This window comes from Streptomyces alfalfae (assembly GCF_004127445.1).
Lineage (GTDB): Bacteria > Actinomycetota > Actinomycetes > Streptomycetales > Streptomycetaceae > Streptomyces > Streptomyces alfalfae.
In genome coordinates this window covers 1-19980 of the sequence record NZ_QEXM01000050.1, presented here as the reverse complement: position 1 = coordinate 19980, position 19980 = coordinate 1, and the positions used below count along the sequence as shown (strand labels likewise).

Here is a 19980-nt window from a genome sequence, read left to right as displayed (position 1 = left end):
CGTGTATGTACGGGCTCCCGTTTAGCGGTCTCCCCCGCGCCGGTCCCCTGCTTTACGAAACGTTGACCCCGAAGTCTAGAGCGATACCTCGCAGGCCCGACGCGTACCCCTGCCCGACTGCACGGAACTTCCACTCGCCGCCATACCTGTACACCTCGCCGAAAATCATCGCGGTCTCCGTCGAGGCGTCCTCGCTCAGGTCGTAACGCGCGAGTTCCTGCCCGTCCGCCTGGTTCACCACCCGGATGAAAGCGTTGCTGACCTGGCCGAACGTCTGCCCGCGATTGTCCGCCTCATGGATCGAGACAGGGAAGATGATCTTGTCGCAGTTCGCCGGCACCTTGGAGAGGTCGATCAGGAGCGACTCGTCGTCGCCGTCACCCTCACCGGTGAGGTTGTCGCCGGTGTGCTCGACGGAACCGTCCGGGCTCTTCAGGTTGTTGTAGAAGATGAACCATTCGTCACCGAGGACCCGGCCCGCGTCGCACAGCAGCGCGCTGGCGTCGAGGTCGAAGGGAGCGCCGGTGGTGGAGCGCGCGTCCCAGCCGAGTCCGACCAGGACCTGGGTGAGATTCGGTGCGGCCTTGGAGAGGGAGACGTTGCCTCCCTTGGCGAGTGTGACGCCCATGCTGCTGGTCCTCCCCGAGGTTGAACAGGAACACGTGTCCTCATGGTGACGGGGCACGCGGTGGTGAGCACGTCCGGCGCCGCACGTGTGTGGGGTGCGGCGCCGGACGAGTGGTGTCTTCCGTCTGGATCGGACCGGATGACGACAGGCTCTGGTGAAGGGCGGCTTCGGCTCAGACGTTGACGCCGAAGTCCTGCGCGATGCCGCGCAGACCCGAGGCGTAGCCCTGGCCGACCGCGCGGAACTTCCACTCGGCGCCGTGGCGGTACAGCTCGCCGAAGACCATGGCGGTCTCCGTCGAGGCGTCCTCGGAGAGGTCGTACCGCGCGATCTCCGCGCCGCCCGCCTGGTTCACGACGCGGATGAACGCGTTGCGGACCTGGCCGAACGACTGCTGGCGGGTCTCGGCGTCGTAGATCGAGACCGGGAAGACGATCTTCTCGACGTCGGCGGGCACCGCCGCGAGGTCGACCTTGATCGCCTCGTCGTCGCCCTCGCCCTCACCCGTGGTGTTGTCACCCGTGTGCTCGACGGAGCCGTCGGGGCTCTTCAGGTTGTTGAAGAACACGAAGTTCTGGTCGCTGCTGACCTTGCCCTCCGCGTTCGTCAGGATGGCGCTGGCGTCCAGGTCGAAGTCCGTACCAGTGGTGGTGCGGACGTCCCAGCCGAGGCCGACCAGAACCGCGGTCAGGCCAGGCGCCTCCTTGCTCAGCGATACGTTGCCGCCCTTGCTGAGGCTGACTCCCACGAGTCCTCCCAATTGGTGTCCAGGGGCGGGGAGCCCCAAGCGTTGCTTGCCATCGGATCAACGTGTGGATACTAGTGACCGGTTCCCGGCCGTGAGCGAAAACCGGGCGTGCTCAGAGCGTTTCGAGCGCCTTGACGTACTCGTTCAGGTCACGGGCGTCGGGAAGTCCGTTGACCACACTCCAGCGCACGACGCCCTCCTTGTCGATGATGAAGGTGCCGCGCACCGCGCAGCCCTTCTCCTCGTCGAAGACGCCGTAGGCGCGGCTGACCTCGCCGTGCGGCCAGAAGTCGGAGACCAGGGGGTACTCCAGGCCCTCCTGCTCGGCGAAGACGCGCAGGGTGTGGATGGAGTCGTTGGAGACGGCGATGAGCTGGGTGTCGTCGTTGACGAACGTCGGCAGCTCGTCGCGGAGCGCGCAGAGCTCGCCGGTGCAGACGCCGGTGAACGCGAAGGGGTAGAAGAGCAGCACCACGTTCTTCTCGCCGCGGAAGTCGGCGAGCTTCACGGTCCGGCCGTGGTTGTCCTTGAGCTCGAATTCCGGGGCCTTGGTGCCGGTCGCGATTCCAGCGAGCGCCATGAGTACGCATCCCTTCGACGGAGCCCCTCGGCCGGGGCTGTTCGGGTGATACCACCCTACGTCCGCCGATCTTCGCCCATGCGGGGCGCTCCCTCTGCTCCCGCGGCCGTCACGGGGCGCCCACGCGCGTGAGGCCCCCACCGACGGAGTCGTCGGTGGGGGCCTCACGGTGTCATCCGGTGGGACCGCGGCCGGGCGCGGTCCTTGGTTGCGCGCGGCTCGGCGCGAGGGTGGTCAGCGCTTCTTGGCCGCCGCCTTGGGCGTGACCAGGCGGGTACCGCTCCAGTCCTTGCCGGCGTTCGTGCTCTTGGTCTGGGACAGGCCCGCGGTGGTGGCCGCCTCACCGATGTCGCTCGGCTCGACGTAACCGTCGCGGCCGGTCTTCGGAGTCAGCAGCAGGATCTGGCCGCCCTCCTCCATGTACGCGATGGCATCCACCAGCGCATCAGTCAGGTCCCCGTCGTCCTCACGGAACCAGAGCACCACGGCGTCGGCCACGTCGTCGTAGTCCTCGTCGACGAGCTCTGTGCCAGTGGCCTGCTCGATGGCCTCGCGGAGCTCCTGGTCGACGTCGTCGTCGTAGCCGATCTCCTGGACCACCTGGTCGGGCTGGAAACCAAGCCTTACGGCAAGGTTCGTCTCCGCGTGGTCCGCGGTCGCGCTCACGGATTGCCTCCTGATCATGTTTTTCGGGAATGCCTTCAGCCACGCGCGTGCGCGGGGCGTTGGCCGTAGTCCACACGGGCGGGGCGGATCGCGCAAGTACCCGGCCGTCGAGACCGCCGAAACGGTGACGTTCCCCGTCGTGTCGCCGCAACTGGCGCCTCATCCGTACGAGACCGAACGGCTCTGCGAAGCGGCTAGGCGGGATGGGCGTATCGTTGCGATTTGGTCGAGCCTACCGCAGGGTCGCCGGATCAATGTCGCGGTCACCTCCTCGGTTACCTATCGGTAGAGATGACGTTCGCGTTCGTCGGGTACACGATGGACAGCGGTGCACGGCCAGGCAGAACCCAGGCGAGAGCCCCAACAGCGAAGGAACAGCGTGGCTTCCGGATCCGATCGCAACCCGATCATCATTGGCGGCCTGCCGAGCCAGGTCCCGGACTTCGATCCCGAAGAGACCCAGGAGTGGCTGGACTCCCTCGACGCCGCGGTCGACGAACGCGGACGCGAGCGGGCCCGCTACCTGATGCTCCGACTTATCGAACGCGCGCGCGAGAAGCGCGTGGCGGTTCCCGAAATGCGCAGCACGGACTACGTCAACACGATCGCCACCAAGGACGAGCCCTTCTTCCCCGGCAACGAGGAGATCGAGCGCAAGGTCCTGAACGCGACCCGCTGGAACGCCGCGGTCATGGTGTCGCGCGCCCAGCGCCCCGGCATCGGCGTCGGCGGCCACATCGCGACGTTCGCCTCCTCCGCCTCTCTGTACGACGTGGGCTTCAACCACTTCTTCCGCGGCAAGGACGAGGGCGACGGCGGCGACCAGATCTTCTTCCAGGGCCACGCGTCCCCCGGCATCTACGCCCGCGCCTACCTCCTCGACCGCCTCTCCGAGCAGCAGCTCGACGCGTTCCGCCAGGAGAAGTCCAAGGCTCCGCACGGGCTGTCGTCGTACCCGCACCCGCGCCTCATGCCGGACTTCTGGGAGTTCCCGACGGTCTCCATGGGCCTCGGCCCGCTCGGCGCGATCTTCCAGGCCCGGATGAACCGCTACATGGAGGCCCGTGGCATCGCCGACACCTCCAAGTCGCACGTCTGGGCCTACCTCGGCGACGGCGAGATGGACGAGCCCGAGTCGCTCGGCCAGCTCTCCATCGCCGCCCGCGAGGGCCTGGACAACCTCACTTTCGTCGTCAACTGCAACCTCCAGCGGCTCGACGGCCCGGTCCGCGGCAACGGCAAGATCATCCAGGAGCTGGAGTCGCAGTTCCGCGGCGCCGGCTGGAACGTCATCAAGCTCGTCTGGGACCGCAGCTGGGACCCGCTGCTCGCCCAGGACCGCGACGGCATCCTGGTCAACAAGCTGAACACCACCCCCGACGGCCAGTTCCAGACGTACGCGACCGAGACCGGCGCCTACATCCGCGAGCACTTCTTCGGCGACGACCAGCGCCTGCGCGCCATGGTCGAGAACATGACCGACGAGCAGATCCTGCACCTCGGCCGCGGCGGCCACGACCACAAGAAGGTCTACGCGGCCTACGCGGCGGCCAAGGCCCACAAGGGCCAGCCGACGGTGATCCTCGCCCAGACGGTCAAGGGCTGGACCCTCGGCCCGAACTTCGAGGGCCGCAACGCCACGCACCAGATGAAGAAGCTGACCGTCGACGACCTCAAGGGCTTCCGCGACCGTCTGCACATCCCGATCTCGGACAAGCAGCTGGAGGACGGCGCCCCGCCGTACTACCACCCCGGCCGGAACTCCGAAGAGATCCAGTACATGCACGACCGCCGCAAGAGCCTCGGCGGCTACGTCCCGACCCGCGTCGTGCGCGCCAAGCCCCTCCCCCTCCCCGCGGACAAGACGTACGCGGTCGCGAAGAAGGGCTCGGGTCAGCAGTCGATCGCCACCACCATGGCGTTCGTCCGCATTCTGAAGGACCTCATGCGGGACAAGGAGATCGGCAAGCGTTTCGTGCTGATCGCCCCCGACGAGTACCGCACCTTCGGCATGGACGCCTTCTTCCCGAGTGCGAAGATCTACAACCCGCTCGGCCAGCAGTACGAAGCCGTGGACCGCGAACTGCTCCTCGCCTACAAGGAGTCCCCGACGGGCCAGATGCTGCACGACGGCATCTCGGAAGCCGGTTGCACCGCCTCTCTGATCGCCGCGGGCTCGGCCTACGCCACCCACGGCGAACCGCTCATTCCCGTGTACGTCTTCTACTCGATGTTCGGTTTCCAGCGCACCGGCGACCAGTTCTGGCAGATGGCCGACCAGCTCGCCCGCGGCTTCGTCCTCGGTGCGACGGCCGGACGCACCACCCTGACCGGCGAGGGCCTGCAGCACGCGGACGGCCACTCCCAGCTGCTCGCCTCGACCAACCCGGGCTGTGTCGCCTACGACCCGGCGTTCGGCTACGAGATCGCCCACATCGTCCAGGACGGCCTGCGCCGGATGTACGGCCCCGACAGCGAGGACGTCTTCTACTACCTCACCGTCTACAACGAGCCCATCCAGCACCCGGCCGAACCGGCGGACGTGGACGTCGACGGCATCCTCAAGGGCATCTACCGCTTCAAGTCCGGCGAGCAGGGCGCCATCCCCGCACAGATCCTGGCGTCCGGCGTCGCCGTGCCGTGGGCGGTCGAGGCCCAGCAGATCCTCGCCGAGGAGTGGAACGTCAAGGCGGACGTCTGGTCGGCGACCTCCTGGAACGAGCTGCGCCGCGAGGCGGTGGACGTGGAACGCCACAACCTCCTGCACCCGGAGGAGGAGCAGCGCGTCCCGTACGTGACGCGGAAGCTCTCCGGCGCCGAGGGTCCGTTCGTGGCCGTCTCCGACTGGATGCGGAGCGTCCCCGACCAGATCTCCCGCTGGGTGCCCGGCACGTACCAGTCGCTGGGCGCTGACGGCTTCGGCTTCGCGGACACGCGCGGCGCGGCCCGCCGCTTCTTCCACATCGACGCCCAGTCGATCGTGGTCGGCGTGCTGACCGAACTGGCCCGCGAGGGCAAGCTCGATCGTTCCGTACTGAAGCAGGCGATCGACCGCTACCAGCTCCTGGACGTCGGCGCGGCCGATCCGGGGGCGGCCGGGGGCGACGCTTAGTCGCCGTCCCTCGCGGCCCCTCGCCGTCGCCTCTCAGCGGTCGTGGTCCCAGTGACCGCTGTCTCGTAGGTGGTGGTGGCGCGGTCAGGGAGGCTTGAGTCGTCTCCTGTGCCGAGGGCGGCGGGCCCTGAGCCCGTCGCCCTTCGGCGTTCTCAGGACGCGTCGGTCGCGGTGGCCGCACGGGCCGTGCTGGTTGCGCTGATCGTGCTGGTCACTTCGACCGCCGTCTTGAGCGTCGCGCGGTCCGGCCCGCTCCGGGGTCACGTCCGGCCTCGTGAGCGAGGGTGCTCGCGCGTGTTCTCTCCGAAGCCCGGCTTCATCGCTTCTCACGTCGGCCGGCATCGGCCGGCGCGGGCTCTGTGTCTCGGGTACCCGCATTCAGCTCTCCCAGACTTTGAAGGCCCGGACGCGGTAGGGCGAGTCGGGGACCCAGGTGCCGCCGCCCGGATAGGTGTCGAACTCGCCCGTCTCCGCGCACTCCGCGGACTGGTAGGTGGTGACCGGCCGACCGGTGCGGTTGACCAGGGCCTCCGCGCCGCTCCCCGCCGGCAGCGCGATGCAGCTCTCGATGTCGATGTCGGCCAACTCGTATGTCTTCCGGTCGCCTTCGAATCCCGCCTTCTCCCAGAGGCAGAGCTCGCCCGGTCCGCAGTCCCGGAGCGTGGGCGGCGCCGCGGCCGCGGTCGCCGTGGGCGTCAGGATCACCGCGGCGAGCGCGGCGGCCAGGGTGGCGGTGGCGGGCATGTTCGTACGCATCTTCTTCAACCCCCGTGTGGTGTGGCTCGGTTGTCCACTGTGGTGTCGTTCGGCTGTCCACTGTGGTGTGGCTCGGCTGCCTCACGCCATGTGGCTCGGTCGTCCGCTGCGAGCGGATCGCCTGCATGAACTGTGGACCGGCCGAGCGGGGCTTCGGAAGGGCCTTAAGGGGTGCGTCACCCTGATACATGAAAGCCCCCCAGGTTTTCCCTGGGGGGCTTTCCCTGACTTTCGCGGTCAGACGGTCGTGGAGATGCGGCGGCCGGGGCCGGCGATCCGAGGCGGGGCCAGGGGCCGGGGCCGGCAGCAAGCCCGGGGCAGGCGACCCGAGGCGGGGCCGGGAGCCGGAGGCCTGGGCCGGCGGCTAGATGTGGCCGACGCCCGCGCCGGCCTCCGCGTTGGCTCCGCGCTTGGTGAGGAACGCGACGAAGACCGCGACCACCGCGACGCCCGTGGCGACCAGGCAGGCCAGGCCCATGCCCGACATGAACGTGTCGTGCGCGACCGAGGTGATCTGCTCGGCGACGGACGGCGGCGCCTTCGGCGGCACCGGCGCCACGCCGACCTGGACGGCCTCGGCGGCCTTGTCGAGGTCGGCCTCGCTGAGCGGCGGAAGCTTCGCTTCGGCCCAGTTGCCGGCCAGGTCGCTGTCGACCTTGGAGGCCATGACGGCGCCGAGGACGGCCGTGCCGAGGCTGCCGCCGATCTGCATCGCGGCCTGCTGGAGGCCGCCGGCGACGCCGGAGAGCTCCATCGGCGCGTTGCCCACGATGACCTCGGTCGCGCCGACCATGACCGGGGCGAGACCGAGGCCGAGGAGGGCGAACCAGAGCGACATCGGACCGCTGCCGGTGCCCGCCTCCAGCGTGGACATGCCGAACATGGCGGCAGCCGTGAGCGCCATGCCGCCGGCCAGCGGGATACGCGGGCCCACCTTGGTGATCATGGCTCCGGCCAGCGGCGATCCCACGATCATCATGCAGGTGAGCGGCAGCAGGTGCAGGCCGCTGTCGACGGGGCTCATCCCGTGCACGTTCTGCAGGTAGAACGTCACGAAGAAGAGGCCGCCCATGAAGGCGATGGCCATGAGCACCATCAGGACCACACCGGCGGAGAGCGCCACCGAGCGGAACAGGGCGAGCGGGATCAGCGGCTCCTTGACCTTCGACTCCCATGCCGCGAAGAGCACGAAGCTCAGCACGGCCACGCCGATGAACGTCCAGGTCAGACCGGCGCCCCAGCCCCATTCGGGCGCCTTGATGAGCGCCCAGACCAGGCAGAACATGGCAGCCGAGAGCAGCACGATGCCCAGGATGTCGAAGGACCTGGGGGCGTTCTCGGCCCGGTGGTCCTTGAGGATGACCAGGCCGAGCACCAGGGCGAGGACGCCGACCGGCACGTTGATGAAGAAGACGGACTGCCAGCTGACGTGCTGCACCAGCAGACCACCGAGGATCGGACCGCCCGCCGTGGAGGCGCCGATCACCATGCCCCAGATACCGATGGCCATGTTGAGCTTCTCGGCCGGGAAGGAGGCGCGCAGCAGACCGAGCGCCGCGGGCATCAGCAGGGCGCCGAACAGGCCCTGGAGCACGCGGAAGGTGACCACCAGGGCGATGCTGTCGGAGAGCCCGATGGCACCGGACGCGGCGGCGAAGCCGACCACGCCTATCAGGAAGGTCTGGCGGTGGCCGAAGCGGTCACCCAGCTTGCCCGCGGTGATCAGCGCGACGGCGAGCGCCAGGAAGTACCCGTTGGTGATCCACTGGACCTCCGCGAAGGTGGCGCCGAGGTCCTTCTGGATGGCCGGGTTGGCGATCGCCACGATGGTGCCGTCCAGGGCGACCATCATCACGCCGATCGCGACGGAGAAGAGCGTCAGCCAGGGGTGGCCGCGGAGCCCCTTGGCCGGGGTCGGAGCGGACGCCGGCTCCGGCGCCTTGTCCGCCTGTTCGACGGTGGTCTGACTAGTCATACGGGAAGATTAGTGACAGCGACTGACAGTTGACAAACTTATTCACTAGTCGGTAACTGTCACGTGGCCCACAGGTAAGCTGAACTGCGCAAAGAGGCGAAAAGAGGGCCAAGGTGTGAACTCCGGACCGGGATTGCGGGAGCGCAAGAAACAGCGCACTCGGAACGCGCTCCTGCGCGCGGCGCTCGAACTCTTCACCACCAAGGGGTACGAGGAGACGACCGTCGACGAGATCGCCGAGGCGGTCGACGTCTCCCAGCGCACGTTCTTCCGGTACTTCGCGAACAAGCAGGAAGCCGTCTTCGCCGTCCAGGAGATGGTGGAAGCGCGATTCGTCGAGGTGCTGCGCGAGCGTCCCGCCCACGAGACCCCTCTCGTGGCGCTGCGCGAGGCCGTGCTCGGCGCCTGGGAGGCGATGGGGCAGTCGATCGAGGAGGTCGTCCCCGTCGAGCTGCACATGAGCACATACCAGATGATCGAGTCGACGCCCTCCCTGCTCGCCGTCCACATGCGCCGCTCCATCGAGACCGAGGACGAGGTCGCCCGGGTCATCGCCGAACGCGAGGGTCTCGACATGGAGACCGATCCGCGACCCCGGGTGGCGGTCGCGGCGTTCAGCGGCGTGATGCGCGTGACGGGCCGGCTGTGGGGCGCGGGCGAGGACACCAGCCTGGAGTCGATCCGGGAGCTCACCGGGCAGTACCTCGACCACCTGGGACCCGCGCTGGCCCAGGACTGGCACACGCGGTGAGGAACGCGGCCGACACGCACACGCCACTCGAGCCCTCGCACGGCAGAGCCGTGCAGCAGCGACGGACGTCGCGCACAGCCCCACTGGAGTCGTACACACGCTGTAAGCAAGCGGAGTCAAAATGCGCCCGCCATGCCTCAATCAGCCGCCTGGAAACGTGATCTGCCTCACGCGATGCACGGTAAGCATCACGATTCTCCTAGGGTGTTCCGCAGTGACTTCCTTCGACTCCTCACCCCAACTCAACGCCTGGCGCGCCCTCCTTGCTCTCGCCGTCGTGTTCGTCATGCTGGCGACGACGGGCTGGACCGCGGTACGCAACAACAGAGGTGGCGCATCGCCTCTCGAAGCCGCCGTCACCGCCTGGGAGCACGGGAACATCGACGGGCGCGCCCTGCCCGACGCCGATGCTCCCGCGGCTCGGCTCAGCCGCTTCTTCGCCTCGCTCGACAAGCGGCAGCGCCACCGGCTCGCCGCGCGCTACCCCCTGGCGGTCGGCAACATGAACGGCGCGCCCGTCCAGCTGCGATACCGCGCCAACCGCATCGCGCTGGGGCAGGCCCGTGAGGTGGAGCGGGAGCGCATGCGCGACAAACGCCTCTCCCCGCTGGGGCAGCAGGAGGCCGAGCGCCGCATGAAGCGGTTCGGCGTCATGATGCGTCCCGAGCGGCAGGTCTTCGCCTTCGACCCCATGGGCTCCGGTCGCATGGCGGAGGTCTTCGGAGACCTCGACAAGGCCCGCCGCGTCTCCGTGGTGGTGCCGGGCGTCGACACCAACGTGCTGACCTTCGAGCGGACCTTCCGCAAGTACTCGGCACCGGTGGGCATGGCGAAAGCGCTCTACCGCGCGGAGCACGAGGCGAAGCCACGCGCGCGTACCGCGGTGATCGCCTGGGCCGACTACACCGCGCCCGTCGGCATCGGCGTCGACGCGGCCACGGCCATGCGCGCCGAGAGCGGGGCCGTGCGCCTCGACTCGATGGTGCGTGGCCTGCCCGGTCGCTCCCCGGTCGCGCTGTACTGCCACAGCTACGGCTCCGTGGTGTGCGGCGTCGCCGCGCGGACCCTGCCCGCGCGGGTCACCGACATCGCGGTGGCGGGCAGCCCGGGCATGCGGGCCGACAAGGTCTCGGAGTTGGGCACGGGGGCGCGGATCTGGGCCGCACGGGACAGCGACGACTGGATTCAGGATGTGCCGTACATGGAGGTCGGCGGGATCGGCCACGGAGCCGACCCGGTGTCGGGCGGCTTCGGCGCGCGGGTGCTGTCCGCCACCGGCGCCAGGGGCCACACCGGCTACTTCGAGCCGGGCACGGAGAGCCTGCGCAATTTCGCCGAGATCGGCACCGGCATGTACGACGCTGTGCGGTGCGCGAGCCGGGACGACGCCTGCCGGGAAGGCATTTCCGGCGCGGCGGCGGCCTGACGCGCGTAGAAATCGATGCAACAGCGGGCCGCCACAGGAGGGACGGAGGCGCGCGTGCCGCCTACGATGAGCCGCATGGGTGACGTACTGGCCGGATTTCATGCCGCCTGGGAGTTCGAGTCCGACTCCGTGCTCATCCGCTTCGAACGGGGGATCCGCACACCGAAGCTGTTCCAGGCGCTCGGTGAACGGCGCGTCCCGTATGAGGCGATCACGGCGGTGACTCTCTCCCCCGGCAAACGCGGGACCGTGGTGTTGCATGCCGTGCCGAGACCGGGCGGCGATCCCTTGATGGAGGCCGCGGCCGGCCAGCTCAAGGAGAGCTGCGACCCCTACCGCCTCGTGCTGCCCGCCGAGCGGGAGACGCTGGCCGAGTACTACGCGGACGAGCTGCGGGCCCAGCTCCGGCCCGACGACGGCGAACCCGCCGACCGTTATCTGGTGGCCGCGCCCGAGGCGCCTCTGCAGTTCAAGGCGTACGACGGGAAGGCGTCCTTCGACGGCAAGCAGGTCTCCTTCCGGTGGTTCTGGACGGGCGCCTCGTCGGCGAAGTGGAAGGCCGGTGACCAGAGCTTCGCCGTCTCGGACCTGAGCGGCATCGAATGGCGTTCCCCCGAGGTCTTCGAGGGGCATCTGCGGCTGCTGCGCCGGGACGCTCCGGTGGCGCAGCCCCAGCAGGCCGACCAGGACCCGGCGGCCGTCGTCTTCGGTCTGGGCTACGGCCCGGTCCATGAGTCGCTGCCGTTCGCCGCCTCGGTCCTCGCGGCGGTACGGACATCCGGCCCCGCCCTGGCCCTCGGCGGCGTCGTCGCCACCGCGACCGTGGCCCGACGTGACCCGGCGGACATCGCGGACCGCATCCGCCACCTCGGCGAACTGCACCAGGCAGGTTTCCTCACGGACGAGGAGTTCACGGCGAAGAAGGCCGAGCTGCTGGCGGAGCTGTGACCCAAGCCGTCACGAGGCCACGGGCGCCACGCCTGGGGCCGCGGTGATACCGGGGTATGAGGTGTGGTCCAGCTCCCTGGTATGACGGCACGAGGGGGGCGGGACGCCTACGCTGATCGGGCCATGAACAGCGCATCCTCGACGCCCCACGATCAGGGGCCCCGCCGTCCGGACCCGGAGCCGGACAGCCGCGGGGCCGGTGCCCGGCGTGCGGCGGCCGCGGTCTTCGACGGTCTGCGGGCCGCGGGAGTCTCGCTCTCCACACCAGCCGTGTCGACCAAGCCGCTGCTCGCCGACGCCCCCAAGCGCTGGGTGCGGCTGCTGCCCCAGGTGATCGCGCTCGGCTTCGTCGTCGTCCTGATCCCGGTCACCGTCCAGGTCCTGACCAACGACTACGGCGTGGGCGGCGGCCCCGCGGGTGCCCTGGCCGTGGCCCAGTCCGCCCCGCTGTTCCTCGCGATCACCCGGCCGCTCCCGGCCTGGTGGATCGTGATCACGGCGGACATCATCGGCGCGATCGTCACGATGTCGGCCAACGCAGGACGTCCGGCCCCCTGGACCCCCATGATCATCGTGGGGTACGTGGTCCTCTGCTGTGCGCTGTCCCTGCGCGAGAGCCGCCGCACCCTCCTGGGCATCTGGATGGTGACGGTGGTGTCCGGGCTGGTGCTCGGCGCGTTCAGCGGCGAGGGAAGCCAGGACACCAGCGTGCTGCTGATCGTGCTGAGCGGGTCCGTGCTGATGCTCGGCACACTGCTGCGCGAGCGCGGCGACGCCCGGCGCCGGCTCGTCGAGCAGGAGACCATCAGCGAGGCCGAGCGCGCCCAGCGCACGCTTCTGGAGGAAAGGGCACGCATCGCCCGCGAGCTGCACGACGTCGTCGCCCACCACATGTCGGTGATCACCGTCCAGGCGGACTCCGCGCCCTACCGGCTGGACGGGCTCCCCGACGCGGCCCGCGAGGAGTTCGGCAGCATAGCGGCGAGCGCCCGCGAGTCCCTCACCGAGATGCGGCGGCTGCTCGCGGTGCTGCGCAGCGAGGGCGCGAACGGCGAGCGGGCGCCCCAGCCAGGCCTCGACCGGCTGCCGCACCTGGTCGAGGCCACGGTGCGGGCCGGCATACCGATCGACCTGTCACGCCCCGAGCTCGCGATCCTCACACAACTGGCCCACGTGTCCCCGGCCGTGGACCTGTCCGCCTACCGAATCGTGCAGGAAGCCCTGTCGAACGTGATGCGCCACGCTCCGGGCGCCCGCACCACGATCACGGTGAGTCTGGACGACCAGTATCTATTGGTCCTCGTCGTCAACGGCCCCTCCAGCGAGCCGCCCGCCCCACTGGAAGGCAGCGGTACGGGCCACGGGCTCGTCGGCATGCGCGAGCGCGTACGGTTGGTCGGCGGCACGGTCGACGCCGGGCCGCTGCCCGGCGGCGGCTTCCGCGTCGCCGCCCGGCTCCCCCTCCTCCCGAAGGGCTCCGGCACCGCATGACCATCCGCGTGATCATCGTCGACGACCAGAACATGGTGCGCGCGGGATTCGCCGCCCTGTTGGCCGCGCAGAGCGACATCGACGTCGTGGGCGAGGCGGAGAACGGCCAGAAGGGCATCGAGGTCAGCCGAAGCACCCACCCCGACGTGGTCCTGATGGACGTCCGCATGCCGGAGCTGGACGGACTCAGCGCCGCCCGCGCCCTGCTGGACCCGCCACCGGGAGTGGTGCACGTGCCGAAGGTGCTCATGCTCACCACCTTCGACGTCGACGACTACGTGTACGAAGCGCTGCGCGCCGGAGCCTCCGGCTTCCTGCTCAAGGACGCACCGCCCGCCGACCTGATCTCGGCCGTGCGCGTGGTGGCGTCCGGCGAGGCGCTGCTCGCCCCTTCGGTGACCCGGCGCCTGATCGCGGACTTCGCCAAGCAGCGCCCCGCGCCGCGCGAGGCGCTGCGGTTGAACGGTCTCACGCCGCGTGAGACCGAGGTGTTGGTGCTGATCGCGCGCGGCCTCTCCAACCAGGAGATCGCCGAGCGCCTGGTTCTCGCCGAGCAGACGGTCAAGACCCACATCGGCCGTGTGCTCAACAAGCTGAACCTGCGGGATCGCGCTCAAGCAGTGATCTTCGCGTATGAATCGGGCCTGGTCACGCCCGGCGAGCAGTGACCCACCCCCTACTGCGGTAGCACCTCCGGACGGCACTGAGTACTCCGGTATCACCCGGGAGTTGGCTCCCGGGTGTGACGTGCCACCGATCACCGTCTCCCTACCTTTCGCAGCGTCAGGCCACCGGCGCCACGAAACGGGGAGGGAGACCGGCCATGCGGCTGCGGTCATGGAAGGCTCGGAGCAAGAGGGCGCTGGTCGCCGTCGCGCTGACGACCACAGCGGTGACGGGCACGGCGGGCTGGGCCGTCGGCAGCGAACAACAGCCGCTCACGGGCCCACCCCCGGGCACGAGTTCATGGCGCGCGGACCACCCGTGGGGCCTCCGGCTCCCGGACCCCGCGAGCGCCTCCCCCGCCCGGATCGCCGCGTTCTTCGCGTCGCTCAGTGCCGGGCAGCGCGAGGATCTGGCGGCGCGGCACCCCTCGGTGGTCGGCAACCTCGACGGAGCTCCGACAGCCCTTCGGTACCAGGCCAACAAGCTCTCCCTCCGCGCCGAGCGGGCGCGCGAGCGGGCCCGCTCCACCGACCCCGACCTCACCGCGCAGGACCATGAGCGCGCTCGCGCATCGATGTCGCGATACGACGAATTGCTCGCCCCGGGACGCCAGATCCTGGCCTTCGACCCTCGCGGGCGGGGCCAGATCGCCGAGGTGTACGGGGACTTGGCGGGCGCGCGGGACGTCTCCGTCGTGGTGCCGGGATCCGACATCGACCTCAGCACCTTCGACCGCGCCAAGGGCACGTACGGCACACCGTCGGGAATGGCCCGCTCCCTGCGCGCGGCGGCCGGCGACGGCACTGCCGTGGTGGCCTGGGTGGGGTACACCACCCCGGTCGGCCTCGGCCCCGACGCGGCCACGGGCCGGCTCGCCGAGGCGGGCGCACCCCGCCTGGCGCGCTTCGTCCAGGGCCTGACGGCCACAGGAGCCCCCCGGCCCGCCCTCTTCTGCCACAGCTATGGCTCGGTGGTCTGCGGCCTCGCCGCTCCCCGACTGCCCGCGAGGGACCTGGTGGTGCTCGGCTCCCCCGGTATGCGAGCCGACAGTGTGGCCGATCTGCACACCGAGGCCCGGGTCTGGGCGGCCAAGGACGACAGCGACTGGATCAGCAAGGTGCCGAACGTCGAGCTGTTCGGCCTCGGCCACGGCGAGGACCCGGCCGCCCCCGGCTTCGGCGCCCGGCACATTCCCGCCGAGCGGGTGAAGGGCCACACCGGCTACTTCGCGCCCGGCACCGACTCCCTGCGGGCCTTCGCCCGCATCGCCGGCGGAGACGACCTCACCGGCGAGACCCACGACAGCACGCGAGGCATCGGAGCACGGCCATGAGGATCCCCGTTCTGACCGTACAGCGCAAAGAGCCCGGAGCGCGCGGACAGTCGCCTGTGCGTGGCCTGCGCCGAGCCGCGGCCGCCATCGACGCCAAGACCCCCGCCCACCGCGACCGGGCCATCGACGGACTGCGCGCACTCGCGCTGCTCGCCGTGCCGACGGGGCACTGGCTCCTGGGCGGCTTCACCCTCGACGCCGGGGGCGCGCTGCACAACGCGAGCCCCCTGTCCTCGTTCGGCTTCCTCGCACCGCTCAGCTGGGTGCTGCAGATGCTGGGCATCTTCTTCCTCGTCGGTGGCTACGCCTCCGCGCTGTCCTACCGGCGGGCGGTCGCGCGCGGCGAGTCGACAGGGGGCTGGCTGCGGGGGCGCATCGCCCGGCTCGGGCGGCCGGTGCTCGGGGTGACTGCCGTCTGGGCCGCGCTGATACCCGTGCTGTACGCGGCCGGTGTGCCGGGCACGTCCCTGCGCACCGCGTCCACGCTGGTCATCCAGCCCTTGTGGTTCGTGGGCGTCTACACGGTGATCACGGCTCTCACGCCGTGGTGCATACGCACGGCGGAGCGGCTCGGGGCCTGGGCCGCGCTTCCCCTGATCGGCTCGGTCGCCCTCGTCGACTTCCTGCGCTACGGCCCGTTCGCGGCCTCCGCGCCCTCCTGGCTGAGCCTGCTGAATCTGCTGCCGGGATGGATGTTCGCCTACCAACTGGGGGTCGCCTGGGGCGAGAGGAAACTGGGCAGGCGCGGCGGCTGGCTGTTGCTCCTCGGCGGCGCCGCTCTCTTCGCCGCACTCCTGCTCGCCTTCCACTACCCGGCGTCGATGGTCGGCGTCCCCGGAGAGGCCCGCACGAACTCGCATCCGCCGTCGCTGCTGGTCCTCGCCCTGGCCGCCGCGCAGAGCGGCGCGGCGATCCTGCTCCGGGACCGCATCGGCGGGTTGCTGCGCCGGCCCGCCCTGTGGGCGCCGGTGGTCGTCATCAACCTGTCGGCGATGACCATCCTGTGCTGGCATCAGACGGCGTTGCTCGCCACGGCCGTGCCGGGCTCGTTCCTGGGAGAGATACCGGGGCTCACCACGGGGCCCGACTCCTTCGCCTGGATAGCCGCGCGGGTGGCCTGGCTGCCGGTGCTCGCGGCACTGCTCGTGCTGATAGGCCGGTACGCCCGCGGCTTCGAGGCCCCATGGCAGCGGACGTCCCACGCCCGCCGTGCGCTCGCGGGACTCCTGGCGGCCGGTTTCGCGGCCTTCGCTCTGGGGCTGACGTGAGCGCGGGGCTCGGGGCTCGGGAATCCGGGGCTCGGGGACTCGGGACCCTGAGCTCGCGGCTCAGGGCTCCCCGCTCGGGCCGGCCTCGCCGGAAGGCGACCCGAGCGGCAAGTGGCCCCTAGCGGCGTCCCGTTGGGATCACTCGCGGCCGGCCGAGGTGAAGGTCATGTCGGCGTAGCGGTTGCCCGCGACGGCGGCGGCGATCGGGGCGAGGAGGGCGAGTTCGTCCTCGGTGAGGGTGATGCGGGTGGCCGCCGTGTTCTCCTCGACGCGGGTCCGCTTGCGGGTGCCGGGGATCGGGATGACGGGCAGGCCGTGGAGTTCGCTCTGCTGCTGGACCCAGGCGAGGGCGATCTGGCCGAGGCTCGCGCCGTGGGCGTCGGCGACCGTGCGGACGGGGTCGAGCAGGGCCGCGTTGGCGGTGGCGTTGTCGCCGGTGAAGCGGGGCTGCTGGCGGCGGAAGTCGTCCTTGTCGAGTTCCTTGTCTGCGTGGACGAAGGCGCCGGTGAGGAAGCCGCGACCGAGCGGGGAGTAGGGCACGAGGGCCACGCCGAGGTCGGCGGCGGCCGGGACCACGCCCTTCTCGATGTCACGGCTGAAGAGAGACCACTCCGACTGGACGGCGGCGATGGGATGGACGGTATGGGCGGCACGCAGTTCGGGTCCTGTGACCTCGCTGAGGCCGAGGTGCTTGACCTTGCCCGCGGTGACGAGTTCGGCCATCGTGCCGACCGTCTCCTCGATGGGGACCCGCGGGTCACGGCGGTGCATGTAGTAGAGGTCGATGACGTCCGTGTCCAGGCGGCGCAGGCTGGCGTCGACGCTGGCGCGGATGTAGGCGGGGGAGTTGTCGATGTGCCGCTTCGTCGGTTCGGCCGGATCGATGGCCAGGGCGAACTTGGTGGCGAGGACGATCTCGTCGCGGTGCGCCTTGAGGAAGGGGGCGAGGAACTTCTCGTTCTCGCCCATGCCGTAGACGTCGGCGGTGTCGTAGAAGGTGACGCCCAGTTCGAGGGCGCGGTCGAGGGTGGCCCGGGCCTCGTCGGCGTCGGTGGGGCCGTAGGCGAAGCTCATGCCCATGCAGCCGAGGCCCTGGACGCCCACCTCGGGGCCGTGGTCGCCGAGCCGGGCTGTCGCGATGTTCTGCGTCATCAGTGTTCAGAGCCTCTCCGACGCCTTGCGGGCGCCCGCGTAAGTGTCGATCTTGTAGTCGAGGACGGCGAGGGTGTCCTGCAGCTCGGCGATGCGGGTGCGCACGTCGCGTCGGGTCTGCTCCAGGAGGTCTTGGCGCTCGGCGAAGGTGTGCGGGCCTTCACGGACGAGTTCGGCGTAGCGGACCATGTCGGCCACCGGCATGCCGGTGAGGCGGAGCTTGCCGACGAAGGCGAGCCAGCCCAGGTCGCGGTTGCGGTAGCGGCGCTGACCCGTGTGGGAGCGGTCGATGTGCGGCATCAGGCCGATCCGTTCGTACCAGCGCAGGGTGTACGCGGTCAGGCCGGTGAAGGCGGCGACCTCACTGATCGTGTAGCGATCCTGGCCGGTCGGACGCGGGTGGCCGGGCTCCGGGGCATGGATGGGGGCTCCGGCCCTGGCGGGGGCTGGTGCAGGCGTGGTCTCCGTCACCGTCATGACCCTCACGCTAGAACCTTGGAGTGCACTCCAAGCAAGCGGATTCGGAGGAAATGGTGGGCCATCTCGTCCCTCGGCCTCCCCGGTCGCCGCCTGGTCGCTGCCCGGTGGCCGCCCCGGCCGCCGCTCGGGCTCGGCCCGCTCTCGGCCCGGTCGCCGCCGGGGCCCCCGCACGGTCGCCGCCCGGTCTCAGCCCGGGTCGCCGTCCCGTCGATGCCCGGTCGTCGTCCGCTCTCCGCCGGATGGGCGGGGTCCACCCCGGCGGACTCGGGTGCCGGAGAGGAATTAGGCTCGGGCGCATGCAGAGCCTGGCGTTGATCGAGAACTGGCCGGTCCCCACCGCTGCCGCCGCTGTCGTACGCGCGGACGGGACGGTGGCCGGGGCGCACGGACCGACCGGCCGGCGGTTCGCGCTGGCCTCGGTCACGAAGCCGCTCGCGGCCTATGCGGCGCTCGTGGCGTACGAGGAAGGCGCGGTGGAGCTGGACGAGCCCGCCGGGCCCGAGGGGTCGACGGTTCGGCACCTGCTCGCGCACACCAGTGGCCTCGCCTTCGACGAGCACCGGGTGACGTCGGAGCCGGGGGTGCGGCGGCTGTACTCCAACGCCGGGTTCGAGGTCCTCGGGGAGCACATCGCCAAGGCGACGGGCATTCCCTTCGGAGAGTATCTGCGCCAAGGGGTGCTCGAACCGCTGGGGATGACGTCCACCTCGCTCGAAGGGGACGGCTCGCCGGCCAAGGACGGCGTCTCGACCGTGGACGACCTGGTCCGGTTCGCGGCCGAGGTGCAGGCGCCGAGGCTGCTCGACGCGCGGACGGTGGCCGCGGCGATGACGGTGACGTATCCGGGGCTGAAGGGTGTTCTGCCGGGGTACGGGCACCAGAATCCCAACGAATGGGGGCTCGGGTTCGAGATCCGGGACTCGAAGTCGCCGCACTGGACGGGGAGCGCGTCGTCGCCGCGGACGTTCGGGCACTTCGGGCAGGCCGGGACGTTCCTGTGGGTCGACCCCGATGCCGGGGCCGCCTGCGTGGCGCTGACCGACCGTCCCTTCGGGCCGTGGGCCACCGAGGTCTGGCCCGCGTTCACCGACGCGGTGCTGGCGGAGCTCTGACGCCGGGCCCCCGGGGCGACCGCCGACCGGCGTGCGCCTCGCGGGGTCGGCTCAGCCCTGGGGCGGGCCCGTCATCTCCCACACCAGCAGCTCCGCCGGTCCGCCCCCGGTGGCGGCAGCCGCCAGGTCCGTCTCTCCGGTGACCCGGGCCGAGTCGCCGGGGCCCAGTAGTTCCTGGCCGAGGCCGGTCTCGCCGCGGACCACGTGGACGTAGAGGTGCGGGGCGTCCGGGAGGGCGGCTCGTTCGCCGGGGCCGAGCCTGCGGACGTGGAGCAGTGCTCCCGCGCCGGGGACCGCGTAGGGGGTCGAGTCGGCTATGCCGTGCACGACCTCGTAGGACGGGTCGCCGCCCGGGGTGAGCGGGGCCAGCCACATCTGGACGAAGACGAGGGGGGTGTCGCCGTCGTTGCGTTCCACGTGGCGGACGCCGCCCGCGGCCGAGAGGTGCTGGACGTCGCCGGGGCGGACCAGGGAGGCGTGGCCCGTCGAGTCGCGGTGGGTGAGTTCGCCCTCGACGACCCAGGTCACGATCTCGGTGTGGCTGTGGGGGTGCTCGTCGAAGCCCGTGCCGGGGGCCAGGCGTTCCTCGTTGCAGGCGAGGATCGCGCCGAAGCGGAGGTTGTCGGGGTCGTAGTGGGGCCCGAACGAGAAGGCGTGCAGGGATTCGATTCCGGCCGCCGGCTCCCCGCCGCGGTACCGGTCGCCGGAGCGCCGTACTTCAATCACCTTCCCCACGTTAGCCCCGGGGCCGCCCGCCGCTGCCCCGAAGCCGCCGCCGCACGGCCACCGCCGCGCCCCACCGCAGCCACCGCAGCCACCGCACCGCATGCCCCGCACCGTCACGCCCCCACACACCCGCACAACAGACCCCAACCCCGACACCCCCAC

At 70.6% G+C, this 19980-nt stretch carries 18 protein-coding genes; 9 read left to right on the top strand and 9 right to left on the bottom strand.

All coding sequences use genetic code 11. The features are described from left to right. Positions 1–52: 52 nt before the first annotated feature. The 4 genes from DCW30_RS31190 to DCW30_RS31175 form a co-directional block, all read right to left on the bottom strand. Positions 53–628: a TerD family protein gene (locus DCW30_RS31190; RefSeq protein WP_076686554.1), complete on the bottom strand. Its 576-nt coding sequence runs from the start codon at positions 626–628 to the stop codon at positions 53–55. 172 nt (positions 629–800) lie between these two features. After that, positions 801–1376, bottom strand: coding sequence for a TerD family protein (locus tag DCW30_RS31185; protein ID WP_062781869.1), 576 nt, complete (start codon positions 1374–1376; stop codon positions 801–803). Positions 1377–1488: 112 nt separating this feature from the next. Next, complete coding sequence (locus DCW30_RS31180; RefSeq protein ID WP_062781865.1) at positions 1489–1956, bottom strand: peroxiredoxin; 468 nt, start codon at positions 1954–1956, stop codon at positions 1489–1491. Between the two features lie 234 nt (positions 1957–2190). After that, entirely contained in the window at positions 2191–2622 is a 432-nt protein-coding gene (locus DCW30_RS31175; protein ID WP_062781860.1) for a DUF3052 domain-containing protein, read from the bottom strand. A 379-nt stretch (positions 2623–3001) separates the two neighbouring features. Between DCW30_RS31175 and aceE the strand changes: the two genes are divergently transcribed. Further along, positions 3002–5734 carry a pyruvate dehydrogenase (acetyl-transferring), homodimeric type gene (gene aceE, locus DCW30_RS31170; protein ID WP_076686553.1) on the top strand — a complete coding sequence of 911 codons (2733 nt, stop codon included), beginning with the start codon at positions 3002–3004 and terminating at the stop codon, positions 5732–5734. A 378-nt stretch (positions 5735–6112) separates the two neighbouring features. Here the strand turns inward: aceE and DCW30_RS31165 are convergent, their stop codons facing one another. Both DCW30_RS31165 and DCW30_RS31160 read right to left on the bottom strand, forming a co-directional pair. Next, positions 6113–6490, bottom strand: a complete 378-nt coding sequence (locus DCW30_RS31165) for a peptidase inhibitor family I36 protein (protein WP_076689375.1) — start codon at positions 6488–6490, stop codon at positions 6113–6115. A gap of 364 nt (positions 6491–6854) precedes the next feature. Further along, on the bottom strand, positions 6855–8465 hold the full coding sequence (locus tag DCW30_RS31160) for a DHA2 family efflux MFS transporter permease subunit (RefSeq protein ID WP_076686552.1): 1611 nt from the start codon (positions 8463–8465) through the stop codon (positions 6855–6857). A 115-nt stretch (positions 8466–8580) separates the two neighbouring features. On the opposite strand from DCW30_RS31160, the gene DCW30_RS31155 reads away from it, so the two are divergent. The 7 genes from DCW30_RS31155 to DCW30_RS31125 all read left to right on the top strand — a co-directional run bounded on the left by DCW30_RS31155 (position 8581) and on the right by DCW30_RS31125 (position 16348). After that, positions 8581–9216, top strand: a complete 636-nt coding sequence (locus DCW30_RS31155; RefSeq protein ID WP_103557498.1) for a TetR family transcriptional regulator — start codon at positions 8581–8583, stop codon at positions 9214–9216. A gap of 214 nt (positions 9217–9430) precedes the next feature. Beyond that, positions 9431–10642 (top strand): alpha/beta hydrolase, encoded by a 1212-nt coding sequence (locus tag DCW30_RS31150; protein WP_076686551.1) that lies wholly within the window; start codon positions 9431–9433, stop codon positions 10640–10642. A 75-nt stretch (positions 10643–10717) separates the two neighbouring features. Continuing rightward, complete coding sequence (locus DCW30_RS31145; RefSeq protein ID WP_205576620.1) at positions 10718–11590, top strand: DUF4429 domain-containing protein; 873 nt, start codon at positions 10718–10720, stop codon at positions 11588–11590. Between the two features lie 123 nt (positions 11591–11713). Further along, on the top strand, positions 11714–13081 hold the full coding sequence (locus tag DCW30_RS31140) for a sensor histidine kinase (protein ID WP_076686549.1): 1368 nt from the start codon (positions 11714–11716) through the stop codon (positions 13079–13081). After that, positions 13078–13749, top strand: coding sequence for a response regulator (locus DCW30_RS31135; protein WP_076686548.1), 672 nt, complete (start codon positions 13078–13080; stop codon positions 13747–13749). Before DCW30_RS31140 ends, DCW30_RS31135 begins: the two co-directional genes overlap by 4 nt. A gap of 155 nt (positions 13750–13904) precedes the next feature. Beyond that, positions 13905–15080, top strand: a complete 1176-nt coding sequence (locus DCW30_RS31130; RefSeq protein ID WP_076686547.1) for an alpha/beta hydrolase — start codon at positions 13905–13907, stop codon at positions 15078–15080. Positions 15081–15136: 56 nt separating this feature from the next. Then, on the top strand, positions 15137–16348 hold the full coding sequence (locus tag DCW30_RS31125; protein ID WP_076686546.1) for an acyltransferase family protein: 1212 nt from the start codon (positions 15137–15139) through the stop codon (positions 16346–16348). Between the two features lie 138 nt (positions 16349–16486). Here DCW30_RS31125 and DCW30_RS31120 read toward each other — a convergent pair whose 3' ends face one another. Next, positions 16487–17500 carry an aldo/keto reductase gene (locus DCW30_RS31120; RefSeq protein WP_076686545.1) on the bottom strand — a complete coding sequence of 338 codons (1014 nt, stop codon included), beginning with the start codon at positions 17498–17500 and terminating at the stop codon, positions 16487–16489. A gap of 6 nt (positions 17501–17506) precedes the next feature. Continuing rightward, positions 17507–17977, bottom strand: a complete 471-nt coding sequence (locus tag DCW30_RS31115; protein ID WP_076686544.1) for a MerR family transcriptional regulator — start codon at positions 17975–17977, stop codon at positions 17507–17509. A gap of 299 nt (positions 17978–18276) precedes the next feature. Between DCW30_RS31115 and DCW30_RS31110 the strand changes: the two genes are divergently transcribed. Next, entirely contained in the window at positions 18277–19092 is an 816-nt protein-coding gene (locus tag DCW30_RS31110) for a serine hydrolase domain-containing protein (protein WP_076686543.1), read from the top strand. 51 nt (positions 19093–19143) lie between these two features. On the opposite strand, the gene DCW30_RS31105 is transcribed toward DCW30_RS31110, so the two are convergent. Further along, a complete protein-coding gene (locus DCW30_RS31105; protein WP_076686542.1) occupies positions 19144–19818 on the bottom strand; it encodes a pirin family protein in 675 nt (224 codons plus the stop codon). Positions 19819–19980 lie beyond the last annotated feature (162 nt).